At 66.2% G+C, this 21,419-nt stretch carries 23 protein-coding genes and 1 pseudogene; 8 read left to right on the top strand and 16 right to left on the bottom strand.

All coding sequences use genetic code 11. The features are described 5' to 3' along the window. Positions 1 to 7: 7 nt before the first annotated feature. The 3 genes from hemA to GUI70_RS00105 form a co-directional block, all read right to left on the bottom strand. Positions 8 to 1,072, bottom strand: a complete 1,065-nt coding sequence (gene hemA, locus GUI70_RS00115; RefSeq protein WP_161880261.1) for a glutamyl-tRNA reductase — start codon at positions 1,070 to 1,072, stop codon at positions 8 to 10. After that, entirely contained in the window at positions 1,069 to 1,626 is a 558-nt protein-coding gene (locus GUI70_RS00110) for a precorrin-2 dehydrogenase/sirohydrochlorin ferrochelatase family protein (RefSeq protein ID WP_237724594.1), read from the bottom strand. Before GUI70_RS00110 ends, hemA begins: the two co-directional genes overlap by 4 nt. Before the next feature lie 91 nt (positions 1,627 to 1,717). Next, the gene (locus GUI70_RS00105) at positions 1,718 to 1,951 is read right to left on the bottom strand and encodes a hypothetical protein (RefSeq protein ID WP_161880260.1); all 234 of its coding nucleotides are present in this window, start codon (positions 1,949 to 1,951) and stop codon (positions 1,718 to 1,720) included. A gap of 102 nt (positions 1,952 to 2,053) precedes the next feature. On the opposite strand from GUI70_RS00105, the gene GUI70_RS00100 reads away from it, so the two are divergent. Continuing rightward, the gene (locus tag GUI70_RS00100; protein WP_161880259.1) at positions 2,054 to 3,079 is read left to right on the top strand and encodes a YpdA family putative bacillithiol disulfide reductase; all 1,026 of its coding nucleotides are present in this window, start codon (positions 2,054 to 2,056) and stop codon (positions 3,077 to 3,079) included. A gap of 18 nt (positions 3,080 to 3,097) precedes the next feature. Here the strand turns inward: GUI70_RS00100 and GUI70_RS00095 are convergent, their stop codons facing one another. After that, the gene (locus tag GUI70_RS00095; RefSeq protein ID WP_161880258.1) at positions 3,098 to 4,081 is read right to left on the bottom strand and encodes a hypothetical protein; all 984 of its coding nucleotides are present in this window, start codon (positions 4,079 to 4,081) and stop codon (positions 3,098 to 3,100) included. A 92-nt stretch (positions 4,082 to 4,173) separates the two neighbouring features. Here GUI70_RS00095 and gatB point away from each other — a divergent pair, with 92 nt between their 5' ends. Continuing rightward, on the top strand, positions 4,174 to 5,634 hold the full coding sequence (gene gatB, locus GUI70_RS00090) for an Asp-tRNA(Asn)/Glu-tRNA(Gln) amidotransferase subunit GatB (RefSeq protein WP_161880257.1): 1,461 nt from the start codon (positions 4,174 to 4,176) through the stop codon (positions 5,632 to 5,634). Further along, complete coding sequence (locus GUI70_RS00085; RefSeq protein WP_237724593.1) at positions 5,576 to 6,322, top strand: hypothetical protein; 747 nt, start codon at positions 5,576 to 5,578, stop codon at positions 6,320 to 6,322. The genes gatB and GUI70_RS00085 overlap by 59 nt, the downstream gene beginning before the upstream one ends. Positions 6,323 to 6,576: 254 nt before the next feature. Here GUI70_RS00085 and GUI70_RS00080 read toward each other — a convergent pair whose 3' ends face one another. From GUI70_RS00080 to GUI70_RS00070, 3 genes are read right to left on the bottom strand one after another with little or no spacing between them, the layout of a single operon-like run. Beyond that, positions 6,577 to 7,227, bottom strand: coding sequence for a PepSY-associated TM helix domain-containing protein (locus GUI70_RS00080; protein ID WP_161880256.1), 651 nt, complete (start codon positions 7,225 to 7,227; stop codon positions 6,577 to 6,579). Beyond that, on the bottom strand, positions 7,224 to 7,805 hold the full coding sequence (locus GUI70_RS00075) for a DUF2271 domain-containing protein (RefSeq protein ID WP_237724592.1): 582 nt from the start codon (positions 7,803 to 7,805) through the stop codon (positions 7,224 to 7,226). The genes GUI70_RS00080 and GUI70_RS00075 overlap by 4 nt, the downstream gene beginning before the upstream one ends. Before the next feature lie 33 nt (positions 7,806 to 7,838). Beyond that, a complete protein-coding gene (locus GUI70_RS00070) occupies positions 7,839 to 8,744 on the bottom strand; it encodes an FAD:protein FMN transferase (protein WP_161880255.1) in 906 nt (301 codons plus the stop codon). Between GUI70_RS00070 and GUI70_RS25180 the strand changes: the two are divergent. After that, positions 8,743 to 9,363, top strand: a pseudogene (locus GUI70_RS25180) (SDR family NAD(P)-dependent oxidoreductase); the annotation flags it as partial. The gene GUI70_RS00070 and the pseudogene GUI70_RS25180 overlap by 2 nt on opposite strands. 49 nt (positions 9,364 to 9,412) lie before the next feature. Continuing rightward, the gene (locus tag GUI70_RS24170; RefSeq protein ID WP_272952763.1) at positions 9,413 to 9,748 is read left to right on the top strand and encodes an SDR family oxidoreductase; all 336 of its coding nucleotides are present in this window, start codon (positions 9,413 to 9,415) and stop codon (positions 9,746 to 9,748) included. 15 nt (positions 9,749 to 9,763) lie between these two features. Here GUI70_RS24170 and GUI70_RS00060 read toward each other — a convergent pair whose 3' ends face one another. After that, on the bottom strand, positions 9,764 to 10,552 hold the full coding sequence (locus GUI70_RS00060; protein WP_202630348.1) for an alpha/beta fold hydrolase: 789 nt from the start codon (positions 10,550 to 10,552) through the stop codon (positions 9,764 to 9,766). Between the two features lie 63 nt (positions 10,553 to 10,615). Here GUI70_RS00060 and GUI70_RS00055 point away from each other — a divergent pair, with 63 nt between their 5' ends. Then, positions 10,616 to 11,035, top strand: coding sequence for a MarR family winged helix-turn-helix transcriptional regulator (locus GUI70_RS00055; protein ID WP_161880253.1), 420 nt, complete (start codon positions 10,616 to 10,618; stop codon positions 11,033 to 11,035). 10 nt (positions 11,036 to 11,045) lie between these two features. Here the strand turns inward: GUI70_RS00055 and GUI70_RS00050 are convergent, their stop codons facing one another. After that, positions 11,046 to 12,308 carry an aminotransferase class I/II-fold pyridoxal phosphate-dependent enzyme gene (locus tag GUI70_RS00050; RefSeq protein ID WP_161880252.1) on the bottom strand — a complete coding sequence of 421 codons (1,263 nt, stop codon included), beginning with the start codon at positions 12,306 to 12,308 and terminating at the stop codon, positions 11,046 to 11,048. 57 nt (positions 12,309 to 12,365) lie between these two features. On the opposite strand from GUI70_RS00050, the gene GUI70_RS00045 reads away from it, so the two are divergent. Then, positions 12,366 to 13,316: an NUDIX domain-containing protein gene (locus tag GUI70_RS00045; protein ID WP_161880251.1), complete on the top strand. Its 951-nt coding sequence runs from the start codon at positions 12,366 to 12,368 to the stop codon at positions 13,314 to 13,316. A 6-nt stretch (positions 13,317 to 13,322) separates the two neighbouring features. Here the strand turns inward: GUI70_RS00045 and GUI70_RS00040 are convergent, their stop codons facing one another. Together GUI70_RS00040 and GUI70_RS00035 are read right to left on the bottom strand one after the other, a co-directional pair. Beyond that, positions 13,323 to 13,802 (bottom strand): DUF3809 domain-containing protein, encoded by a 480-nt coding sequence (locus GUI70_RS00040; protein WP_161880250.1) that lies wholly within the window; start codon positions 13,800 to 13,802, stop codon positions 13,323 to 13,325. Positions 13,803 to 13,851: 49 nt separating this feature from the next. After that, positions 13,852 to 14,079 carry a DUF3248 domain-containing protein gene (locus GUI70_RS00035; RefSeq protein ID WP_161880249.1) on the bottom strand — a complete coding sequence of 76 codons (228 nt, stop codon included), beginning with the start codon at positions 14,077 to 14,079 and terminating at the stop codon, positions 13,852 to 13,854. Between the two features lie 76 nt (positions 14,080 to 14,155). Here GUI70_RS00035 and GUI70_RS00030 point away from each other — a divergent pair, with 76 nt between their 5' ends. Further along, a complete protein-coding gene (locus tag GUI70_RS00030) occupies positions 14,156 to 14,785 on the top strand; it encodes a 1-acyl-sn-glycerol-3-phosphate acyltransferase (RefSeq protein WP_237724589.1) in 630 nt (209 codons plus the stop codon). 33 nt (positions 14,786 to 14,818) lie between these two features. On the opposite strand, the gene nrdR is transcribed toward GUI70_RS00030, so the two are convergent. From nrdR to GUI70_RS00005, 5 genes are all read right to left on the bottom strand, one after another. Continuing rightward, entirely contained in the window at positions 14,819 to 15,265 is a 447-nt protein-coding gene (gene nrdR / locus GUI70_RS00025; RefSeq protein ID WP_161880248.1) for a transcriptional regulator NrdR, read from the bottom strand. Further along, the gene (locus GUI70_RS00020; RefSeq protein ID WP_161880247.1) at positions 15,262 to 16,011 is read right to left on the bottom strand and encodes an SDR family NAD(P)-dependent oxidoreductase; all 750 of its coding nucleotides are present in this window, start codon (positions 16,009 to 16,011) and stop codon (positions 15,262 to 15,264) included. Before GUI70_RS00020 ends, nrdR begins: the two co-directional genes overlap by 4 nt. Further along, the gene (locus GUI70_RS00015) at positions 16,008 to 16,850 is read right to left on the bottom strand and encodes an NUDIX hydrolase (RefSeq protein WP_237724588.1); all 843 of its coding nucleotides are present in this window, start codon (positions 16,848 to 16,850) and stop codon (positions 16,008 to 16,010) included. Before GUI70_RS00015 ends, GUI70_RS00020 begins: the two co-directional genes overlap by 4 nt. Continuing rightward, positions 16,850 to 18,196 (bottom strand): replicative DNA helicase, encoded by a 1,347-nt coding sequence (gene dnaB / locus GUI70_RS00010; protein ID WP_161880246.1) that lies wholly within the window; start codon positions 18,194 to 18,196, stop codon positions 16,850 to 16,852. Before dnaB ends, GUI70_RS00015 begins: the two co-directional genes overlap by 1 nt. Positions 18,197 to 18,443: 247 nt before the next feature. After that, positions 18,444 to 21,053, bottom strand: a complete 2,610-nt coding sequence (locus GUI70_RS00005; RefSeq protein ID WP_161880245.1) for a DEAD/DEAH box helicase — start codon at positions 21,051 to 21,053, stop codon at positions 18,444 to 18,446. Between the last annotated feature and the right edge of the window lie 366 nt (positions 21,054 to 21,419).

Genomic DNA, 21,419 nt, shown 5'->3' with positions numbered 1-21,419 from the left:
ACTGTCCTCAGTCGCAGGCGGTTGGCAACCGGGCGTCCTGGGCCGCTGGACGGGCCAGTCCGTGCGACTGTCGGAAGTCCTGCCAGCGCACCAACTCGGCCACCGCCTCGTCCACGATGCGCCCGGCCTGGGGCAGCGCGGCGCGGCGCGAGGCCAGGTTGCGGCTGACCACGCCCTGAAGGTCGTCAAGGTTAAAGAGGTGCGCGCCCGGCAAAGTGCTGATGTCGGGGTTGAGAATGCGCGGCACGCTGATGTCGATCAGCATCATCGGGCGCTCGGGGCGCTCTTTCAGGGCGTCGGCCACGCCGGAAGCGCCCAGTACGTAATGCGGCGCGGCACTCGACGCGATGACCACGTCGGCTTCCGGCAGCACTTCCTGAAGGTATTCGTGGGCGCAGGCCCGCCCGCCGAGTTTGTCGGCCAGTTGCTGGGCCCGCTCGGCGGTGCGGTTGACCACGATGATGTCCTGCACGCCCGCCGCCTTGAGGTGAATTAAGGTCAACTCGGCGGTTTCACCCGCACCCACGATCAAAGCGGTGCGGCCCGTCAAATCGCCCAGGTGCTGGTGGGCCAAGTCCACGGCGGCGCTCGACACGCTCACCACCTTGTCGGAAAGTCCAGTCTCGAAGCGTACCCGTTTGCCTGCGCTAAGCGCACCCTGGGCAGCCTTGTTGAGTAGCGCTGCGGTGTCGCCGCGTTTCGAGGCGTCTTGCCAGGCCCGTTTGACCTGGCCCTGAATCTGGGTCTCTCCGATGACCAGGCTGTCCAGGCCCGAAGATACCCGGTAGAGATGCCGTGCGGCTTCCTCGCCCTGGTAGACGTACAGATACTCGCGCAGCAGGTGGCCCCACGAGCCCTCGAAGGCCGAGAGCGGGTCACCGCCGATGCCGGCCAGATACACCTCGGTGCGGTTGCAGGTCGCCAGCAACATGACCTCGTGGGCGTGCCGGCGCAGGTGCGCCAGAATCGCCTCCCGCTCGTCGTCGCGCACGGTGGCCCGCTCTCGCACGGCAATGGGCGCGGTGGTGTGGTTGAGGCCGACGACGGCCAGATCGAGCGTGCCGAAGCTCATGTGCCCAGCCCCACGGCGGCGCGAATCTCGGCGCGCAGGTCGTTCATGGCCGCCTGTTGCCCCTCCGCATCGAGGCCCAGGGCCGCGTCACGCTGGGTACTCCAGACGCTGAGCGGCAACTCGGCGGGCAAGCTGAGCGCCACCTTCTCGCGCAGGGCCTGGGCCAGCATCGGCAACTCACTGCCGCTGCTGATCGCCACCGTGACGCTGCCGCGCTCCAGCACCGCCGGAAAGCGCAAATTGCCCGCGCCCGCCTCGCCCGCGTGGTTGACCAGTGCGCCCGCGGCCAGGGCCAGCTTTGTGACCTCGTCGTTGACGGCCGGATTGCTGGTGCAGACTACGACCACCCGCACGCCAGCGAGGTCGCTGGGAAGAAAGGCCCGCTGCTGGTAATCACAGCCCATAGTCAGCAGCTGGGGCACGATCTCGAGCGCGACGACCCGGACGTGCAGGCCGGCGGCCAGCAGGGTCGCGGCGCGGCGCACGGCCACCTTGCCGCCGCCCACGACCAGGGCCGTTTCGCCGCCGAGTTGAAGGATGGCTGCCAGATTCACTGGGGCAGTATAGACCGGTTCGGGGGGCGCAACGTCCCCGACCGACCGGTCGGAAATGCGTGCTGGTGCAGGTTTGCCGCCTTGATCCGGTCTACTTCCTGACCCGCCGAACGGTCCGGCGCGGCGGCGGAAACAGCAGCCGCGACACAGCGCGAAACGGATAGAACGACAGCGTGCCCGCCCCTACGCCGATCAGCACCGCCACGAAGAAGTTCCATTCCAGCGCCATCCACAGCGCGATGAAGACGAAGGTGCCCAGCGCGGAGGCCAGCAGCAGGGCGTAGCGCCGCGCATGGTCCACCGGGGTCAGCGAGTCGAGGTCCATGCTTTATTTCAGCACATGCCCGGGCAGTCAGATGGCCTTTTCCAAACGCCGCCGGAAGCCGAACTCACCGTTGCGGCGCGCTGCGCGTGGCACAATTTTCGGATGAACTCCAACGACGCTTCCTCTCAAAACGGCCTGTTCGATGTCGCCATCGTGGGCGCGGGGCCGGTGGGCCTGGCTGCCGCCATCAGTTGCAAGCGGGCGGGCCTGAGCTATGTGGTGCTCGATAAGGGCTGTGTGGTCAACGCTATTTTCGATTACCCCACCTACATGACCTTTTTCACCACCGCGCCGGAACTCGAAATCGGCAACCACCCGATGGTGACGGGCCACGACAAGCCCGACCGTAAGGACGCGCTGATGTACTACCGCCTGGTGGCGCAGCGCGAGCAGCTCAACATCCGTCAGTACGCCGAGGTGACGCGCCTGCACGCCGCGCCCGCCGGGTTCACGCTGGAAGTCGAGGGCGAGGGCGGCGAGATGGGTGTGGTGGAGGCCCGCCGGGTGATCGTGGCCACCGGCTACTACGACAACCCGTTGCAGCTTGGTATTCCCGGTGAGGACGCGGAAAATGTCAGCCATTACTACACCGAGGGCCACCCCTTCTGGCGGTTGAACGTGACCGTGATCGGCGCGGGCAACAGCGCCGCCGACGCCGCGCTGGATCTGTGGCGCAGCGGCGCGAACGTGACGATGGTGGTGCGTGCACCCGAACTCAAGAGCACCATCAAGTACTGGGTGCGCCCCGACCTGGAAAACCGCATCAAGGAAGGCAGCATCAAGGCCATCTTCGAGTCGCAGGTGGTGGAGATTCACCCTGAGCACCTGCTGGTGCAGCATCAGGACGGCAGCACTGAAACGTTGCCGACGCATTTCACCTTCGCCCTCACCGGCTACCGCCCCAAGCTGGATTTCCTGGAAGAACTGAAGCTGGCGACCCACCCGGACCAATGTCTGGTGCTGGGCGGGGCGCACGAGAGCAGTGTGCCGGGCCTGTTCGTGGCCGGGTCGGCAGGTTACGCGGGCAAGACCAATCAGGTGTTCATCGAGAACGGGCGCATCCACGCCGAGCAGGCGGTGGCCGAGATCGCCCGCCAGCTCGAGGCGCGGGAAGCGGCGCTGGTCTGAACCTGAGTCGGTTCCGTATCAGTTGGCCGCCAGCTTCACGTCGAAGCGCTGCTTGCCTTCTCTGCCCTTGCCGGGCCTCGCCTTGAGCTGCAAGAGGCCTTGCAAAGACTTGCCCTTGAACGTCAGGTGAAAGAGGGCCAGCCGCTCCTCGCCGCCCGACGCTGCGGGGTTGGCGACCTGCCCGGTCAGGGTCCAGCCCGCCGTCTTGAGGGCCGCGACGTAGTGGTCAAAGAGGGTCTGGGCATTCTGCGGCGCATAGAGGGTCGCCACCTCGCTAGTGTCGTTGCCGCCGTAGCTGGAGGACCGCTGCTCGGCTTCCGTCTGGGGCAGCGGCGCGAGTTCGGGCAGCGACCAGTTGGATTCGGCAGGGGTATAGCTGTCCTGGCGGGCATAGAAGTTGTCGGGCGCGGCTGAGCGGCTACCCTGCGGGCAACTCTTGTCAGTGTCATAGTTAGGGCTGAACGTCAGATTGACGGCAATGTCTGATTCCGTACTGTACGCGTTGATGCTCAGATTCTCGTCCGTCCCCGGTTTACAGTACGGTGAGCCGCCGAAAAAACTGCTGTCGGTTGGGTCTGGTCCGTCGCTGAGAAAAGCCTGATTGACCGGGCCGCTGGGATATTTCTTGAGCCAGCCTTGCTTGGCGAGTGCGCCGCTCAGGCGGTCGCGCACGTCCAGAAAAGGCCCGGTGCTCTTCAGATAGAGTTGCATGTCCTGGGCGCTTCTCACGATGCTGCCCACGATGCGCTGACCCGGCAAGGCGGGCAAGGTGAACGGCAGTTTCGGCGGCAATTGCCCCGGCAAGAAGCCCGTTTCGCTCCTCAGGTTGGCCGAGGACAGCAGCAGTTCACGCTCGTTGGGAGTGAGTTGCTGCAACACCTTGTCCGCTGTTTGGGGGCGAATCACCGGCTTGGGGGCAGCAGTGCTTCCAGCCAGCGCACCGGAAATCAGGGCGGACGGGGCGAGTAAAAGTAACGGAATGGTGATTTTGAAAGATTTCACCGCCAGAGCTTAACGGAAGTCCAATCGAGTGCTCAAACAGGTTGGTGCTTTTCAGGCTGCCCTGCGCCCGCCCAGTCCTTATACTTCTCCCCATGTCCCGCCCCACCACCGCTTCCCTTCCCGGTCCCCTGTACCGTCCCGTCATCGGCCTGGAAGTCCATCTGCACCTGAGCACCCGCACCAAGATCTTCAGCTCGTGCAGCACCGACTACTTCGGCCAGGACCCCAACACCTTTATCGATCCGTTCACACTGGGGCTGCCCGGCACCCTGCCGACCCTCAACCGTGAGGCGGTCGATCTGGCGATCATGTTTGGGCTGGCGCTGGGCTGCGACGTGTCGGGCTTTACCCAGTTTCACCGCAAGAACTACTTTTACCCCGACGCGCCCAAGAATTTCCAGCTCAGTCAGTATGACCGCCCGATTGCCCGTGACGGCGCGCTGGACGTGAGCGGCGAGCGCATCCGCATCATGCGTGCCCACCTTGAAGACGACGCGGGCAAGCTGATGCACCCCGCTTACGCGCCCTACAGCCTGCTCGACCTCAACCGTGCCGGAATGCCGCTCATTGAGATGGTGACTGAGGCTGACCTCACCACCCCCGAGCAGGCCCGCGACTTCCTAGTGCAAGTGCGGGCGATCGCCCAGGCGCTCGGTGTCTCGGACGCCAACCCCGAGGAAGGCCAGATGCGCTGCGACGTGAACGTGAGCCTGCACAAGGAAGGTGAACCCTGGGGCACCAAGGTGGAGGTCAAAAACCTCAACTCGTTTCGCAGCGTGCAGAAGTCGCTCGAATATGAGATCGCCCGCCAGACGCGTGTGCTCAGTGGCGGCGGCACGATTACCCAGGACACCATGGGCTGGGACGAGGGCGGTCAGAAGACCTTCGTGATGCGGACCAAGGAGGGCGAGGCCGATTACCGCTACTTCCCCGAGCCCGATCTGCCGCCGCTGAATATCACCCCCGAGATGATCGCTGCTGTGCGCGCCCGGATGCCCGAACTTCCGGCCCAGAAGCGTGGGCGCTACCTCGCCGCCGGGATTCGTGCCGCAGACGCCGAGACGCTGAGCATGGACGCGGCGCTGAGCCGGTTTCTGGACGAGGCACTCAAGTCGGGGGCAGATGCTCAACCGCTGGATGCCCAGAAGCTGACCAACTGGCTGCTGACCGACGTGGCCGGATACCTGGCCGCCCGCGAGCAGCCGCTGAGCGCCAGCGCCCTGAGCCCGGCCCATCTGGCGGAGCTGGTGCGTTTGATCGACGCCGGAACCCTCAGCGGCAAGATGGCCAAAGACCTGCTGCCGGATGTGATGCAGGGCGCGGACCCCGCCGGGCTGGTGCGCGAGCGCGGGCTGGCGGTCGTGACCGACACGGCGGCGATCGAGGTGGCCATCGACGCCGCCATGCAGGCCGACCCCGCCACCGTGCAGAAGGTGCAGGCGGGTAACGCCAAGGCCATGAACGCCCTGTTCGGCCCGGTGATGAAGGCGCTGGGTGGTCAGGCCAAGCCCGACATGGTGCGGCGTCTCTTGCAGCAAAAACTCGGTCTGTGAAGGCGCGCTTCTGAACCCGGCAACCGCCCGCTGCGCCGCGCTGGTCGCCCTGTGGGTGCAGGTGGCGGCCCTGATCGCTTATGGCATATATCAGGCCTTCGGCAGCAGCGGCGCGGACCTGCTGCTCAACTCGCTCGACGTGATCCTGGCGACCATCAGCTTGGGGCTCTGGACGTTGCTGCTGGGCGACTTTCTGCGCGGCGCACCGCCGGAACAATCACGGCTGGGGACGCCCGACGCGCGCCTGCGCATCTTCCGGGCCGTGTATCCCTGGTTGATCGCGCTGCGGGCCGCCATGTGGCTGCTGACCTCGCTGGCGCTGCTGGGCGGCGCAGGCGACACGGCCAACCCGGTGGCGGTGCTGGCACTGTTTCTGGTCTGGGGCGGCGGCATCGTGGGCGGGCTGGCGGTCTACACCATCAGCGCCGCGCTGTTTGCTGCTCCCGGTGACGGCTCAGGCCGCGCCCGGCTGCTGACCTGGCTCAATATTTCGGCGGCCCTCAGCGTGGCCATGACCGTCATGAACGTCTGGCCGCCCACCGGCTTCGTGCCCGCGCCCGCCCTCACCGACCAGCTCATCTGGGCCGGACTGGGTGTACTCGACGTGCTCGCGACCCTGCTGGCCCTGCGCGCCGTGCAGGTGGCTCCGCAGCGGGAAGGAGCGGAGCAGGTGAAGCAAGAGACTTGAGAGGGCCACCGCTCCGCTCCCAAGCTCTCCAATCAAGAGAGCGCAAAAAGCAAAACGAAATATTGCCTTCCGTCCTCACTGGCCGGGCAAGTCTTTGGCGCAGCGTCCACCCCGTGATCGACACACGCCACGGATCTGCTGAGCGATAAGGAAACTCCATCCCGAGCGGAGCGACTTTGCTCCCCTCTCCCTGAAGAGGAGCTGGGAGAGCGGAACGATCGCAAAAGCCAAAAGCCCAGGCCCCAACAACTCCCCTACATCGCCTGCCACATCAGGTAGCCCATGACCAGCCCGCCGACCACGATGCTGACGAGTGACGCCGTGCGAACTTTTTTCAAGAACAGCATCAGGCCCAGCCCGGTGAGCGCCACGACGACCAGAAACACGCCCGACACGTCGATGACCCAGCTCCAGGCCCCGCCCGAGTCACGGCCCTTGTGAAAATCGTTGGCGACGGCCAGCGCACCCTGGGCGTCCACATTGACTGAGTACTGGCCGCTCTGATCGAACTGCACGTCAGCGCTATAGCCCGGCGCGCGAAAGCTCAGGCCACCCGCGCCGCCGCTGTACTGGAAATCGTCGGCGCTGCCGTGCAGGCCGTACTTGGCCCGCAGAAATTCGGCGATCTTGAGGGCGTCGGGTTGACTCCCCTTGATCCACCCGGCGGGCATGCTGCCGCTGAGTTGCTGGCGCTTTTCCACACCGCCGAAGGTCCAATCCGGATGGTTGAGCGTGACCCCGGTGGCCGCAAAAAAGAGAATCAGCAGCAAGCTGAACATCGAGATGTAGGTGTGCAGCCACCTCAGCCAGACATTGAGCCTGGCTTTGGCAGTGCGCGGGCGCGGGGCCGGACGAGTAGAAACCGCTGCTGCCGGGCCAGATGCAGGGCTGCTGTCTTTGGTCATGCCTTCTTGCGGTAGTCCACGCTGACGCTGCTGAGATCGGGATTCACGCTGCTGTCGAGCGTCTTCTTGAGGGGGGCCGCACCCAGCGCGACCTTCTCGCGCACCAGACCGTAGGGACCGTGCTCACGGGCGACCTCCACGCACACGAAGTAGTCGCCCTGCGGAGCCTGGGTCTTCTGGTCGGTCTTGCCGTCCCAGACCAAGCTGTACTTGCCGGGGTTGCGGGTGGGGCTGGACACGGTGGCGATCAGGCCGCTGCTCTCGGAGAACCAGTGGCGCAGCTCGCTGATGTAGCGGGCGTGCCGACTGGTTTCGGCCCACAAGCTGAGGGTCCGCACCGGGTTGCCCTTGGCGTCCTCGATGTAGACGGCCACGTAGGGGCGGTTGTAGCGAAAGCCGCTGGCCTGCGCCAGTTCCAGGTTGACGGCCAGTTCCATGCCGCCGGGCAGCGCGGCGCTCTTGACTGCTCCCTGGGCGTCGACCAGATTCAGGCGGGGGAGGGCCAATGTGGCGGCCAGCGCGGCAGAGACTTTGAGGGCATGTTCCAGAAAACGGCGGCGATTGAGGGGATGAGACATGATTGATTTTCCTTCATGGGGGTTAACGGGGGGTTAGGGCAACTGGTGCTGCTGCCAGAAGGCGTTGCTGAGGTGCTGCGAATCGTCCAGGATCAGCACGCCGACAGTGCCGAGCGCGTTGGCCAGTGCCAGGCTCTCACCGGGGTCGAGCACGCAAAACGCCGTCGAGAGGGCGTCGGCCTCGGCGCAGGTGGGGGCCAGCACCGAGACGGCGCGGGTGGCAGCGGTGGGCTGCCCGGTGCGCGGATCGAACAGGTGCGCGCCCCGGTGAGAATGCCCGCTGGTGGCGACGGCCTGGTTGTGGATGTTCAGGTAAAGGAGCGGCGCGCGGTTGTCGGCCACCTCGCCGGGCGCCTCGATGCCCACCGGCACGCTTCGCTGCCCGATATGGCGCACGTCGCCGCCGATATTCAGCACCACCTCACGCACCCCCGGCGACTGAAAGGCTACCTGCGCCGTTCGGTCGGTGATGTACCCCTTGGCGTGGGCGTTGAAGTTGAGGCCCAGCGCGGTGTGGAGCGTGACCTGATCGCCTTGTAGCGTCCACAGCGGGCGGCGCATCTGCTCCAGCACCCGGTTCAGTTCGCCCGGCTGCGGCTCGCCCAAGGCCCACAGCCGAGCGAGGGTGTCGGCTGCCGGATGAAATGCGCCGCCGGTCAGGGTCATGAAGTGCTGGGCCTGGCTCAGCAGCGCAGCGAGGTCGGGGGAGAGGGAGACGCCGGGTTGCCGCCCAGCTTGCAGACGGTTCAGTTCACTCCCGGGCAGAAAGCGGCTGAACACCTGCTCTAGCCTGTCCAGCTCGGCCAGCAGGGCGTCTTCGGCGGCGTCCAGTTGAGCTTGGGTATCCGCTAGCAGTTGCAGTTCCAGCGCTGTGCCCAGCACGCCTTCCAGGCGGCGCAGTCGGCGTCTGGGACGGGTGAGGAGGGGAGGCCACTTCATGACCTGCCCAGTCTGCGGGGGATTTGTGAAGATTGTTCGTGGAGCGGGTTGGGGTTCTGCGCGTGGGTGTGGCGGAGCTGCCACCTTACCTGTTCGGTCTGGGTGGCCCCTCGGCGTTACCGGATATTCCAGCTTTGCTCAGCCACATCAGCGCCCGGTTCAGCAATTGGCGCGGCGAATTTCATCTTTTTTCACCCCGGCCCGCCACAAGCTGAGGGCCGTGAACATTCCCTTGCAAGGTCGGCGTGCCCTGGTCATCGGGGCCAACCCGGGAATCGGGGAAGCGGTGGTGCGCGGGCTGGCTGCCGCCGGAGCGCGGGTCGTCATCAATCATGTCTCGCAGCCGGAAGCCGCCGACAAGGTCGCTGCCGACATTACAGCAGCGGGCGGCGAGGCGTTCACGGTGCTGGCCGACGTGAGCGACCCGGCGCAGGTGCCCGCCATGTTCGAGCAGATCGACGCCCACTACGGCGGCCTCGACCTTCTGGTCAACAACGCGGGCATCGATGACGCGCACGCCCTGAGCTGGGAGGCCGATCCGGTCGCCTGGTTGCAGGTAATCTGCATCAACCTGTTCGGGGCTTTTCTGTGCGCCCAGCAGGCCCTCAAGCGGATGGTGCCGCAGCGGAGCGGGGTGGTCGTCAAGATCACCAGCGTCCACAGACAAGATCGCCTGGAGCGGCTACAGCGCTTATACGGCCAGCAAGGGCGGCGAGGAGATGCTGATGAAGACATTGGCCCAGGAAGCCGCTCCATACGGGGTCCGGGTACTGGCGCTGGCTCCGGGCGCGGTTCGCATGCCGATCAACCGATCGGTCTGGAGCAATCCGACCTCGCTGGCCGGTCTGCTGACCAAGATTCCGCTGGGCCGCATGGGCGAAACCTCGGATATTGCCAACATGGTGGTGTTTCTGTGCTCGGATCAGGCGAGCTACGTGACCGGCACCACCATCTACGTGGACGGTGCGATGACCGATTACCCTGAGTTCGCGCACAGGGGCTGAGCCGCTTTTTAATGTTCAGGTCCCTTGAGCGCTGAGGTAAGCGTCGATCCGGGCCAGGGTGGCGGCAGGCTGCTCGAGCTGTGGCAGATGCCCCGCTCTCTCGATCAGTTCGAACTGGGCGTTGCCGAACCCCTGGGCGTACGCTCTGCCGTAAGCGGGGGTCACGATCCGGTCACTCTCGCCCCACAGCACCAGGGCAGGAATTCGAACCGCCTTGAGTTGGCCGAGGAGTTCGGGCCTGTGCATATACGGCTGGCCTGCAACGGCGCGCATGGCCGCCATGTTGGCCTGCCGTCCCGCGAGCTGCTGCGGGGCCAGACTGGATGGGTCTACGTAAAAGCGCCCGGCGTCGTGGTAGGAGTATTCGGCCACCTCACGGGCGTTCAGCGCGAAGAAGTCCCGAATCGGCTCGCCCACGATTTCGACCCCGACAGCGTCGACCAGGATCAGCCCACTGATGAGTCCAGCCCGGTCGCGTAGCGCCATTTCGGCCCCGATCCAGCCGCCGAGCGACGAGCCGATGACCAGAACGTCGCGCAGGTCCTTCATTTCAAGAAACGCGAGGTACAGCTGCGCCAGCTCCTCGATCCCCGCCGAGTCGCCCAGCTGCTCAGTCCCGTTCCAGCCGGGATGGGTCGGCAAAAAGGTGTGCATGCTGCTGGAAAGGTGTTCGGCGATTCCCGCCACGGTAAACGGCCCGCCGCCGCCGTGCAGGATCAGCGCGGGGCGTCCGCTGCCCGCCTCGCTGAAGGTCAGGCTGAGGTCGGGGCGCAGCTGGGTCGTCTGGATATGGGATGTGGTCACGATGGGCATGCTATATCAACATATTTATATAAACAAGCTGACATAAGACGCTAGCATGGTGGCATGTCGGTTGAATTGCAACTTCTGGGCAAGGCCATCAAGCGGGCGCAGTACCGCCATCACCGCCAGCTCGACCTGCGCCTGGCCCCGCTCGGCACGACGCTGGTTCAGTGGGACGCCTTGAGGGCCATTGAGCGCCAGCCGGGAGCCTCGGCGCACGATCTGGCCGTGGCCACTTTCCAGAGCGATCAGGCGTTCGGGACCCTCGCCAACCGTCTGCTCGCCCAACAGCTGATCGAGCGCCGTTCGGGGCAGGGGCGGCGAATCGAGCACCGGCTGACACCAGCGGGCAAGGCGCTGCTGGAGGCTGCTCACCCCCTGGCCGACGAGATGCTGGCCGACTCGTTCGCCGGACTGACCGAGCAGGAATGCGCCACGCTGCTGGCCTTGCTGCTGCGGGTCGGTGAGCCGGACCCGGACTAGCTTAGTGCTGTCAGTCCAGCGCCTGCGCCAGATCGGCCTGCAGGTCGGCCAGCGCCTCGACGCCCACGCTCATGCGGATGCTCTGGGGCGTTACGCCAGCGGCGCGGCGGGCGGCCTCGGGCATCCGGCCGTGGGTGGTGGTCCAGGGATGCACGACCAGGGTGCGGGTGTCGCCCAGATTGGGGGCCATCCGGATGACCTTGAGGCGCGCGAGGAAGGTCGCAGGGTCGGCCACCTCGAACGACATGACTGCGCCGAAGCCGCCGGACAGGTACTGCTGGCCGAGGGCATGGTGCTCGCTGCTGCCCAGCCCCGGATAGTTGACCCGGCCCACCCCGGCGTGTCCGCTCAGAAATTCGGCCAGGGCCAGGGCCGTCTGGCACTCGCGGGTCAGCCGGAGCGACAAAGTTTCCAGACCCAGCGCGATCAGGTAAGCGCTCTGCGGCGGCAGCACCATGCCGAGCTGCGACGTGCCGAACCAGCGCTGCCGCCAGGCCAGGGCACCCGCGCCGCGTGCCGAGAGCAGGCTCGGCTCTCCCTCAGTGTAAATCGGGTTGCGGCTCAGGTCGTGCGCTGTGCCCACCGTGACGCTGCCGCCCAGCACCGAGCCGTGGCCGCTGGCCCACTTGGTCAGGCTGTGCGTCACCATATCGGCCCCGAACGTCAGCGGGCGGCACAGCAGGCCCACCCCGCCCCAGGTGTTGTCCACACCCAGCAGCGCGCCCTGCGCGTGGGCGATGTCTGCCAGGGCCGACAGATCGGCCACGTCGGCGGCAGGGTTGCCGATGGTCTCGGCCCACACCAGGCGGGTCTGAGGTCGCATGGCGGCGCGCACGGCATCGGGCGTGTTCTCGACCAGGGTTGCCGTGATGCCCATCAGCGGCAGCACATTGCCGAGCAGGCCCACCGAGCCCCCAAACAAGCTGCTGGTCGCCACGATATGGTCCCCGGCGCGGCAGGCGCTGAGCATGGCGGTGAAGCTGGCCGCCTGCCCGCTGCTGAGGCAGACCGTGTCCGAGCCACCTTCCAGCGCCGTGATGCGGGCTTCAAGGGCTTTGGTCGTCGGGTTCTGAATGCGGGCGTAGCTGCTGCCCGCATTGGTCTGAAACTCCTCGGCGGCGGCGTCCAGACTATCGAACTGAAAGGCCGCCATCTGCTGCATGGCGATACCCACGCCCACCCCGGTGCCGCGCCCGATCCCGGTGTGAACGGCCAGCGTGTCGTAGGCGAGGTCGGCGGCGAGGTCGGACGGCAGGTCGTGAGCGTCGGTCATAGCCGCGATGCTAACGTGCCTGGGCCGCAGGGTGGAGCAGACGGCTAGAGTGAGCGGATGTCTTACCTTTCCGAACTGCGCGCCCTGGTCGGCGCCCGGTCGCTCTTCAGCATCGGGGCCAGCGCCGTCGTGCAAGATGAAACCGAGCGGGTGCTGCTTCAGCGCCGGGGCGACGATGGGTTGTGGGGCTTGCCGGGCGGCGGCCTGGAACCCGGCGAAACCTTCGAGCAGGCGGCTCGCCGCGAGCTGAACGAGGAAACCGGCCTGGACACGCCGCTGACGTTCTGGCAGGCCGTCAGCGGGCCGCAGCTCTACCACCGCTACCCCAACGGCGATCAGGTGTACTTCGTGGGCGGGCTGTGCCGGGGCCGCCTGACTGCCGCCGCGCTGGAGCACGCCGTACCCGACGACGACGGCGAAACCCTGGCGCTGGACTGGTTCGAGCTGGGTGAATTGCCCACCATCAGCGCCAATGTCAACAAGCAGACGCTCAGTTTGCTGCGGGCTGAGATTGGGTTGCCGCCGCTGGTGCTGGAATACTCACCGCCGCCGCCGGGGGGCGAGCACCTGCGCGAGTTGCGGGCACTGGTCGGGCCGCGCCCACTGTTTGCTCCCGGCTCGAACGTCATGCTGAGAGATGGCGAAGGCCGGGTGTTGCTGCTGCGGCAGGCACACAACCGGCTGTGGGCCTTGCCGGGCGGCAGCATGGAACTTGGCGAAACCTTCGAGCAGGCGGCCCGCCGCGAACTGAGAGAGGAAGCCGGCTTGGAGGTGGGCGAACTCAGACCGCTGAAGCTTTACATCGGCCCGGAGCACCGCTTCACCTATCCGCACGGCGACGTGATCGACAACGTATCACAGCTGTTCGAGGGGCAATTTCTGGGCGGTGAACTGAACTTGCAGGTCAGTGAAGTCACTGAGGCGGGGTGGTTTGCGCCCGCCGACCTGCCGCCCGAAGCTGAACTGAGCGGGCCGCTGATCCGGGCCAATCTGAAGGACTGGCGCTAGCCGGAGTCAGCTCACCTCGGCCAGTGCCGCCGCCAGCGCTTTCGGCAACTCCTGTGTCACCCTCGCCATCGTCCGCGAGGCCGCCGCCTGCACCATCTTCTCGAAGGCCGAGCCGCCCCACTTCTCGGCGGTGGGGATGCTCAGATGGGCGCGGAACACGAACGCGTACTCCAACTCCAGCAGCGGGCCGCTGAGCTTGCCCTCGCCCGCCACTTCCAGCCAGGCCCGCTCGTTCTGGAGGCCTTGCGGTATGAGGCGCGCGCCACTTTCGGTGTTCTCCAGCACGCTGAAAAACGGCAGGGTCACCTCACCGACCATCGGTAGTTGCACCGCCAGCACGCCGCGCACCTGTGCGCCGCCGACCTGCACATCACGTAGGAAGCGCACCCTGGCCAGTGAGCGGGCCGGGTCGCGCAGGAAGGCCAGAGCGGCGGCGTGATCAGGTGGAGCCGTCAGCGTGAACAGCTCGCTCGCTTCGACGATCAAGTGCGGTCCTGCCAACACGGACTGGGGAGCGGCGCGAGGGAAACCCGTCTCAATCTACCCATTCGATCACCAGCGCGCCGCTCGACAGGGCATCACTCAAATCGTCGTCGCTGGCGCTGCGCAGCCGGGGCAGGTGGGCAAAGCGCGGGGTGGCCGAGGCGTAGCCAAGCCGCACCACCACGGCGTCGTTGGCATCGTCCTTGCCGATGCGCCACACCAGTTGCCCGCCGAGCGCTTCGAGCTGGGCCGCGAGTTCAGGCGCAGGAAAACCAGTCATGGAAGCTATTGTAATGCGGCCCGGTTGCTCTATGTCCGGTTGCCCTGTGCCCGGGCGGCGCCCCTATACTCGCCGCGTGACCCCTGTTCCCCGCTGGATGAACCGCCCGGCCACCCCGCGCTCGAAAGCGGCGGCGGCGCTCCTGCGCCTCGGTGGCTGGACCGCGCTGCTGCCCCCCGCGCCGGGACCCAAGCTGGTGGGCGCAGCTTACCCGCACACCAGCAACTGGGACCTGCTGCCCGCGCTGCTGTGGGCCTGGGCCACCGGCACGCCGCTGAAATTTGTCGCCAAGCACAGCCTCTTCCGCTTTCCGCTGGGGTCGTTGCTGCGGGCCTGGGGCGGCGTGTCGGTCGACCGGCGCCGGGCTGGAGGCAACTTCGTGGACGCGGTGGCTACCATGATTGCCGAGCAACCGGAGATCGTGCTGGGCCTCGCGCCGGAAGGCACCCGCGAGCGCGCCGAGGCGTGGAAGAGTGGCTTTTACCACATGGCCCAGGCGGCGGGCGTGCCGGTGGCCTTGATTGCCTTCGACTGGAAACGCAGGCGGGTGGGCGTGCTCGGCTACCTGACCCCCAGCGGCGACTTTGAGGCCGATTATCAGCAGATCCGGGCCATCTACGCAGGGGTGGTGGGGCGGCATCCGCAGAAGGCGACCCCGATCCGGGCCAGGCTGGAGGTGGCGGAAGGCGTCAGGGAGCGGATGTGAAACGCTCTACCGGTCTGTCCATCACCGGGCGCTTCACTCCTGGCCTTTGAGGCCCTGAATCTCCTCAATGAAGCGCTCTAAGCTATCAAACTCGCGGTAGACGCTGGCAAAGCGGATGTAGGCCACGTCGTCGAGCGGGCGTAGAAAGTTCATGGCCCGCTTGCCGATCTCGCCGCTCTCGATTTCCGGCGCGCCGACCTCGTCCTCGAAGCCGTAGGCAAAGGCCCGCAGGGTTGCTTCAGGAATGGGCCGCTTCTCGCTGGCCAGCGCGAGGCCGCGCAGCAGTTTGTCGGGGTTGAAGGCCTGGCGCAGTCCGCCGCGCTTGACGACCATCAGCGGTTCGAGCTGGGCGCGCTCGTAGGTCGTGAAACGCCGCGCGCAGTTCAGGCACTCGCGGCGGCGGCGAATGGCCGCGCCCTCGTCTCCGGAGCGCGAGTTGACCACTTTACTGTCGGCCGCGCCGCAGTAGGGGCACTTCAAGAGCTGCGCACCAGATTCTCGCGGTACTGTTGATCGCGGTATTTGGGCGCGGGCGGCAGCGGCACCTCGATGATGTTGCCGCGCAGGTGGTGCAACTCCGGTAGGGCCAGCGTCAACACCGCCTCCGAGAGCGGCGCGTCGGCCTTGGCCTCGCTGCTGCTGGCGCGGCTGGGCAGCACCATATTGAGCCGCAGTTCCTCGGCCTCGGCGCGCTCGACCAGCCCGCGCAGTGCGCCGCGCTGGGGGTAGGCTTGCAGGCCCAGTTCGTCGAGGTGCGGCCCCACCAGGGTCAGCCAGGTGCCGGGCAGGCGGCGCTGGATGATCTGGGCCAGCATGACGCTGCTCTTGACGTTGCAGTTGAACAGGTCCATCCACTCGCCCTCGCTGAGCATGGTGAAGTTGGCATGCGCCCGCTTGTCGGCCAGGTGCACGATGCCGTGCAGCACCCCGAAAATCTCTAGCATCCGGCTCTGGGCGCTGAGCCAGTCGAGCGTCACGCCCACGTCGGCCTTGAGCGGAATGGCCGTGCCGCCCGCGTGCTCGATCTGGCTGGCGTGCGCCGAGAGCGTCTCAGGGTTGCTGCCGATCAGCACCAGGCTGGCTCCGGCCCGGGCCAGTGCGCTGCTGATGGCCCGGCCGTAGCCCTGGTCGCCGCTGGTCACGGCGATCACCTGGCCCGCGAGGCGTTGGGTGTTCACGCCTTCAGAGTAGCTCACCCGGCGCGGCGCGGCGTCGGCGGCGCTCATGGCAACTCGTCTTCCGCTTCGAAGTCGGCCTCGAAGGTCAGGCGCTCCAGATCAGGGGCGGGCGCGGCCTGCGCCTTGCTGGTGGCTCCCCGCCGGGCAGGCGTGGCCGGACCCTCCACCCGGCTGCGCTTTCTGAGCATGGCCGGTTCCTTGTCGAGGTCGAAGACGAAGTGCTTGGGCCGCCGGTCGCGCAGCCAGGTCTCCAGAGCCACCAGGCGTGGGCGAAAACGCAGGTATTCACGCAGGTGACGCACCGAGACGAACTTGGCTTCCTGCACGTCCCGGTCCGGGTCGCGCGGCCCCAGTGTGCCGCCCACCTCACGGCCCACGTAGAAAAATTGCAGGTGGTGGCCCCAGGTCTCGGCCTGAAACTCCACCAGAAAGGCCAGCTCGCGCAGCTCCACGATGAGTCCGGTTTCCTCGTAGGTTTCGCGCCGCGCTCCCTCCTGAAGCAGCTCGCCGACTTCCAGCCCGCCTTTGGGCAGGCTCCAGCGGCCCCGCTCGCGCACGATCAGCACCTCGTCACCGCGCATGACGATGCAGCCCACCCCGATGCGCGGCTCGGCCAGCGGGCGCTTGTTGCGGCCCCGCGAGGGCGGCGCGGTCACGGGCGGCGTCACCTCGCTTTTGCTGCCCTCGCTTCTGCGCCGGTTGTTGCGGCCCCGGCCCCGGCCCCGCCCCCGGCTGTTCGGCTGGTCGCCGGAGCGGGTCGTTGCAGCCTGAGCAGCGGCTTGCGGCACAGCGGCTTGCGGCGGGGTCGTCTGGTTCTGGCCGGCCTGGGACTGGGCAGTGCTGGGCATGCGGGCGGTGGGAACTCGGCCCTTGGGGTCTGCGGGCATCAGTTTTCTCCTGCCAGGTCGTTGAAGCGCACGTGGGCGCTGTGAAATTGCAACTTGACGGTGCCGACCGGGCCGTTGCGCTGCTTGCCGATGATGATCTCAGCGATGCCCTGCTGGTCGGTTTCCTTGTTGTAGTACTCGTCTCGGTAAATGAACATCACGATGTCGGCGTCCTGCTCAATCGCGCCCGATTCTCTCAGGTCCGAGAGCATCGGCCGGTGGTTGGGCCGCTGCTCCACGGCGCGCGAGAGCTGCGAGAGCACCATCACCGGTACTTCCAGCTCGCGGGCGATGCTCTTGAGGCTGCGTGAGATGAGGCTGATCTCCTGCTGGCGGTTCTCGTTGCCGCCGCCACCACTCTTGTTGCCCGACATCAGTTGCAAATAATCGATGATGACCAGCCCCAGATTGCCGTGCTGGGCCTGGATGCGCCGCAACTTGCTTCTGAGGGCATTGACGGTCAGGTCGGGCTCGTCGTCGATAATCATGGGGGCCTCGGCCAGCCGCCCGGCGGCGTGAGCCAGCCGCTCGAAGTCGCGCTCGTTGAGCTGCCCGCTGCGAATGCGGTTCATGTCGACCCGCGCTTCCGAGCACAGCATTCTGAGCGCGAGCTGCACGCTGGGCATTTCCAGGCTGAAGACGGCCACGGTTTTCTCGCCCCTGAGGGCGACATTCTGGGCGATCGAGAGCGCGAAGGCGGTTTTCCCCATGCTCGGTCTGGCCGCCAGCACGTTCAAACTGCCCTTCTGCAAGCCTGAGATCTGCTCGTCGAGGTCACGAAATCCGCTGGCCACGCCGTCGGGGATCCCCTTGTTGCTGTGCAGCAACGTGATGTACTCGAAAGTGTCTTGCACCACTTCACTCATGGCCTGGTACTGCTCGCCCTTTTTCTTCTGCTCGGCCACCTCGAAGATCATCTTCTCGGCCTTGTCGAGCAGATCTTCGAGCGGCAACTGCCCGTCGTAGGCCAGCTTCATGGCCTGGGCGCTGGCCGAGATCAGCTGGCGCAGGGTGTGCTTTTCCTGCACCAGCCGGGCGTAGTGCTCGGCGTAGGCTGAGGTCGGCACCTGGTCCGACAGTCCGATCAGGTAAGTCAGGCCGCCCACGTCGTCGAGGGTGCCGCGTTTGGTCAGCTCGTCACTCAGCGTGACCAGGTCTACCGGCTCGCTGCGCTCCTGCAAATTGCGCATGGCGGCGAAGATCTTGCGGTGGCCTTCCCGGTAAAACATCTCGGGTGAAAGGGTGTCGGAAATCTGAATCAGCACGTCGTTTTCGAGCAAAATACTGCCCAGCACGCTGATTTCGGCGTCGTTGTTGTGCGGCGGCACGCGGGGAGTCAGTTCCATGAAAGCCTTTTTGCCTGGCCCCCGGTGAGCAGGGCAGGCACGCGCCCGCACGGAGCGCCAGGAAAACGCGGGCGACGTGTGGGCGGGAATAGTTGGAATGTGGGACGAAGAAGTCCCGTCTGGCAGGGCAAACAGCTTTCCGAGCCTGACCTGAGAGCGATCATAGCAAAAGTCCGGTGCGGCAGTCCGAGGAAGTGCCGATGGCCGAAGCCTGCCCCTCAGTCACCGAGTGCTGTCATCCGACCGGTCAATGGTCTAGCACCGTCAGCCCGGCGTATTTCAGAATTAGCCGCTTTTGCCCCACGCCGGGAAAGTAGACCAGCACCTCGCGCCTGTCGCCTTGGTGAAAGCCCTGAATGAACACCCCGTCGCCGAACTTGGCGTGCCGCAGCCGCAGCGGTTTGGTCTTGGCGACGGCGCGCTGAATGTCGCGGCTGGGAATGACGAGCCGGGCGCTGACTTCCGGCAACGACAGCCCGTGCAAATCGAGCAGCTCTCTGGCCTGGGCGGCCCAGGAGGAGCCGCCCTCGGCCAGCACCGGGACCGCCACCTGCTCGGGCTCGAACTCGCCCTCGGCCAGCGGCGGCACGTTCAGCAGCGTCTCCAGGTAGAGGCGGGTGGCCGCCTTGTCGGTGGGACGGCGCTCCCCGCTGGCCAGAAACGGCGAGAAGCAGCGGCTCACCGCGATGCACTCGAAGCAGCCCTTCTGGCAGCACGGCTTGCGGCACAGCTCCAGCGCCCGGTGCAGCAGGTCATCAAGCTGTTCGTAGGCCCGCCGCGCCACGCCCAGCCCACCGCGCCAGTCGTCGTACAAGAAGAAGTAGTTGTCGTTGTTCTCCCGAAACACCCCGGCCAGATCACCCTCGTCGCAGGCCACCCGCTCGGGAATCAGCTTTTGCAGCAGGTGCTTGAGGGTGTGGGCCACCGCCGAGGGCTGTTCGGTGGCGCGGGCGTCGATGCCCAGTTCGATGGCATTGGTCTGAAACGGCACTGTCTGGGTGGGCGTCTCGTAGAGGTGCTCGCTGAGCTTGTTGGCCTGCATCCGGTCCTGAATGCGGCCTCCGCAGTGGCGGCAGGTGCGCTCACTGAGGCCCGGCTCGCGGTCACAGCCGCTGCAGGCCCGCTCGAAGACCTCCCGCATCATCTGATAGCCGCTGTACTGGCGCTGAATCGTCACCGTGCCGAAGCGGTAGGCCAGCGCGCCGCGCGTCTGCCAAGCGCTCATCTCGCGCGGCGTCACCAGCGTGGCGTGCAGCCCGCGTGTGAAGGTGTGCTGGTTGTCGTACTTCTCCACCAGGATGGCAGTGGCCTCCGAGGTGGGCAGCCAGCGCTTGACCTTGTAGCCCTGCCCGTCGAGCATGAACACCGCTTCCTCGTGCTTCTCGATGAGGGCGTAGTGGTGGCTGGGGCTTTCCAATGGCGCAGTCAGGGCTTTGGAGCCGTGCCGGTCCCACTCACCTTCCTCGATCACCACGAATTTGGCGCTGCCCTCGCCGCGCAGATTCCAATAGCGGCTGGTCGGCGCGAAGTCGCCCAGGCCCGCCAGATACAGTTCTTCCTGCTCGCGCTCCCTATGGCGCGGCGCGAGGTAGGGATTGCTGGCCTCCACCACCGCCTTCTCGATCTGCCCGGTCAGCAACTCTTTGAAGTTGCCCTGATTGCTGTAAAAAGCGTCCACTGCCAGCGGCACGCCCCGGTCGTCGAGCGAGGGCAGGTACAGCACCAGTCCCGGAGCCACCCGCCCGGCCCGGCCCGCCATCTGCCGGAAGGCCATCCGCGAGCCGGGGTAGCCGTCTACAATCACGATTTCCAGGTCGCCGATGTCTACTCCAGCTTCCAGCGCGTTGGTGGCGAACATCACCCCGCTCTTGGTGCGGCGAAACTCGCTCAGGCGGCCCTCGCGGTCACTGGTTCCGGCCATGTAGAGGTGGGCGTGCTTGTGATAAAGGGGATGCGCCCGGTACGTGCCGTAGAGCCGCGCGGCCCGCGAGCGCCCCCGGAAAAACGCCAGCACCTTCAGATCGCGGTTGATCGCCGACGACATCACCGCGTCCCAGAAGCGCCTCGGCTGGCCTCTGTGGTCGGCCAGGTAATAGCGCTTGCCGGGCCGCGCCGCGCCGGAGTCGCTCACCTCAGTCACGCCGACCCCACTCAGCTCGCGGGCAAACTGGGCCGGGTTCCCGATGGTAGCGGTACTCAGCACCACCTGCGGGTTGCCACCCAGCGCCCGTGACAGATTGAGCAGCCGCCGCAGCATCCCGGCGACCTCGCTGCCAAACCCCCCACGGTAGCTGTGCGCCTCGTCGAGCACGATGAATCTGAGGGTACTCAGAAAGGCCCGCATGCGCGGATGCGTCAGGCTCCAGTGCAGCTTGTCGGGGGTGGCCGTCACCATCCGCACGTCCGGCGTCAGCACCTGCCCCGGCTGCGCATTTCCCTGAAACGAGGCCACCCCCCAATCGTAGCCACCGCGCTCCTTAAAGGCCAGCAGTTTCTCGCGCTGATCCTGCCCGAGCGCCACCAGCGGATACATGAACAGCGCGGTGGCCTGCCGGTCCTGCTCCAGCGCCTCGAACACCGCCGGAAAAAAGGCCCCGGTCTTGCCGCTGGCGGTCGGCGTCGTCACGATGACGTGCTCGCCCGCCTTGAGTCGGCGGTAGGTTTCAGCCTGGTGACTGAACACGTCACCGAAGCCAAACCCCCGTTGCAGCGCGCCCGACCAGCCCAGTTCGGCGGCCCGCACCGTTCGGGCCGGAGTGGGGTCGTCCTCGTGCAGTAAAGCGGCGTTGACGCCCAGAATGTCGCGCAGGAACGCTTCCAGATTGAGATAGGAAGCGGGAAGCGTCTGCGTGGACATACTGGTCAGTCTAGAGGCTGCCAAGCAGTTCCAGACCGTGTTTCGTCACACTGATTTCCTCGACTTTTGGGCGGCTGAACGCTCTCCAGCGACTTCGCACCGAATGTGCCTTCGCTCAGGGTTGACAGATCCGGAAGTGGACTGTATTGTTTCTGAGCTTCGAAGGAAGCGGGAAGCATGACAAGCGAGAGAGTGAGAGAGCAGGGTTGCCTGACAGGGCAATACAAGCGGTCTTTTCCCCCGAAAAGACTCCAGACTTGTGAAACCGCCGAGGGCTTTAGCCGCCCGGAGCAAAAGGAAGTCTTTCGAGACTTCAAAGCCATTGCGAGAACTAGCAAAGGCAAACTTATCAACTTCACTGCTGCT

This window comes from Deinococcus alpinitundrae (assembly GCF_009982895.1).
In the GTDB taxonomy this organism is placed as follows: domain Bacteria; phylum Deinococcota; class Deinococci; order Deinococcales; family Deinococcaceae; genus Deinococcus; species Deinococcus alpinitundrae.
Note: the sequence above shows the minus strand (reverse complement) of the source record. Positions and strands in the feature narration are given on the sequence as shown.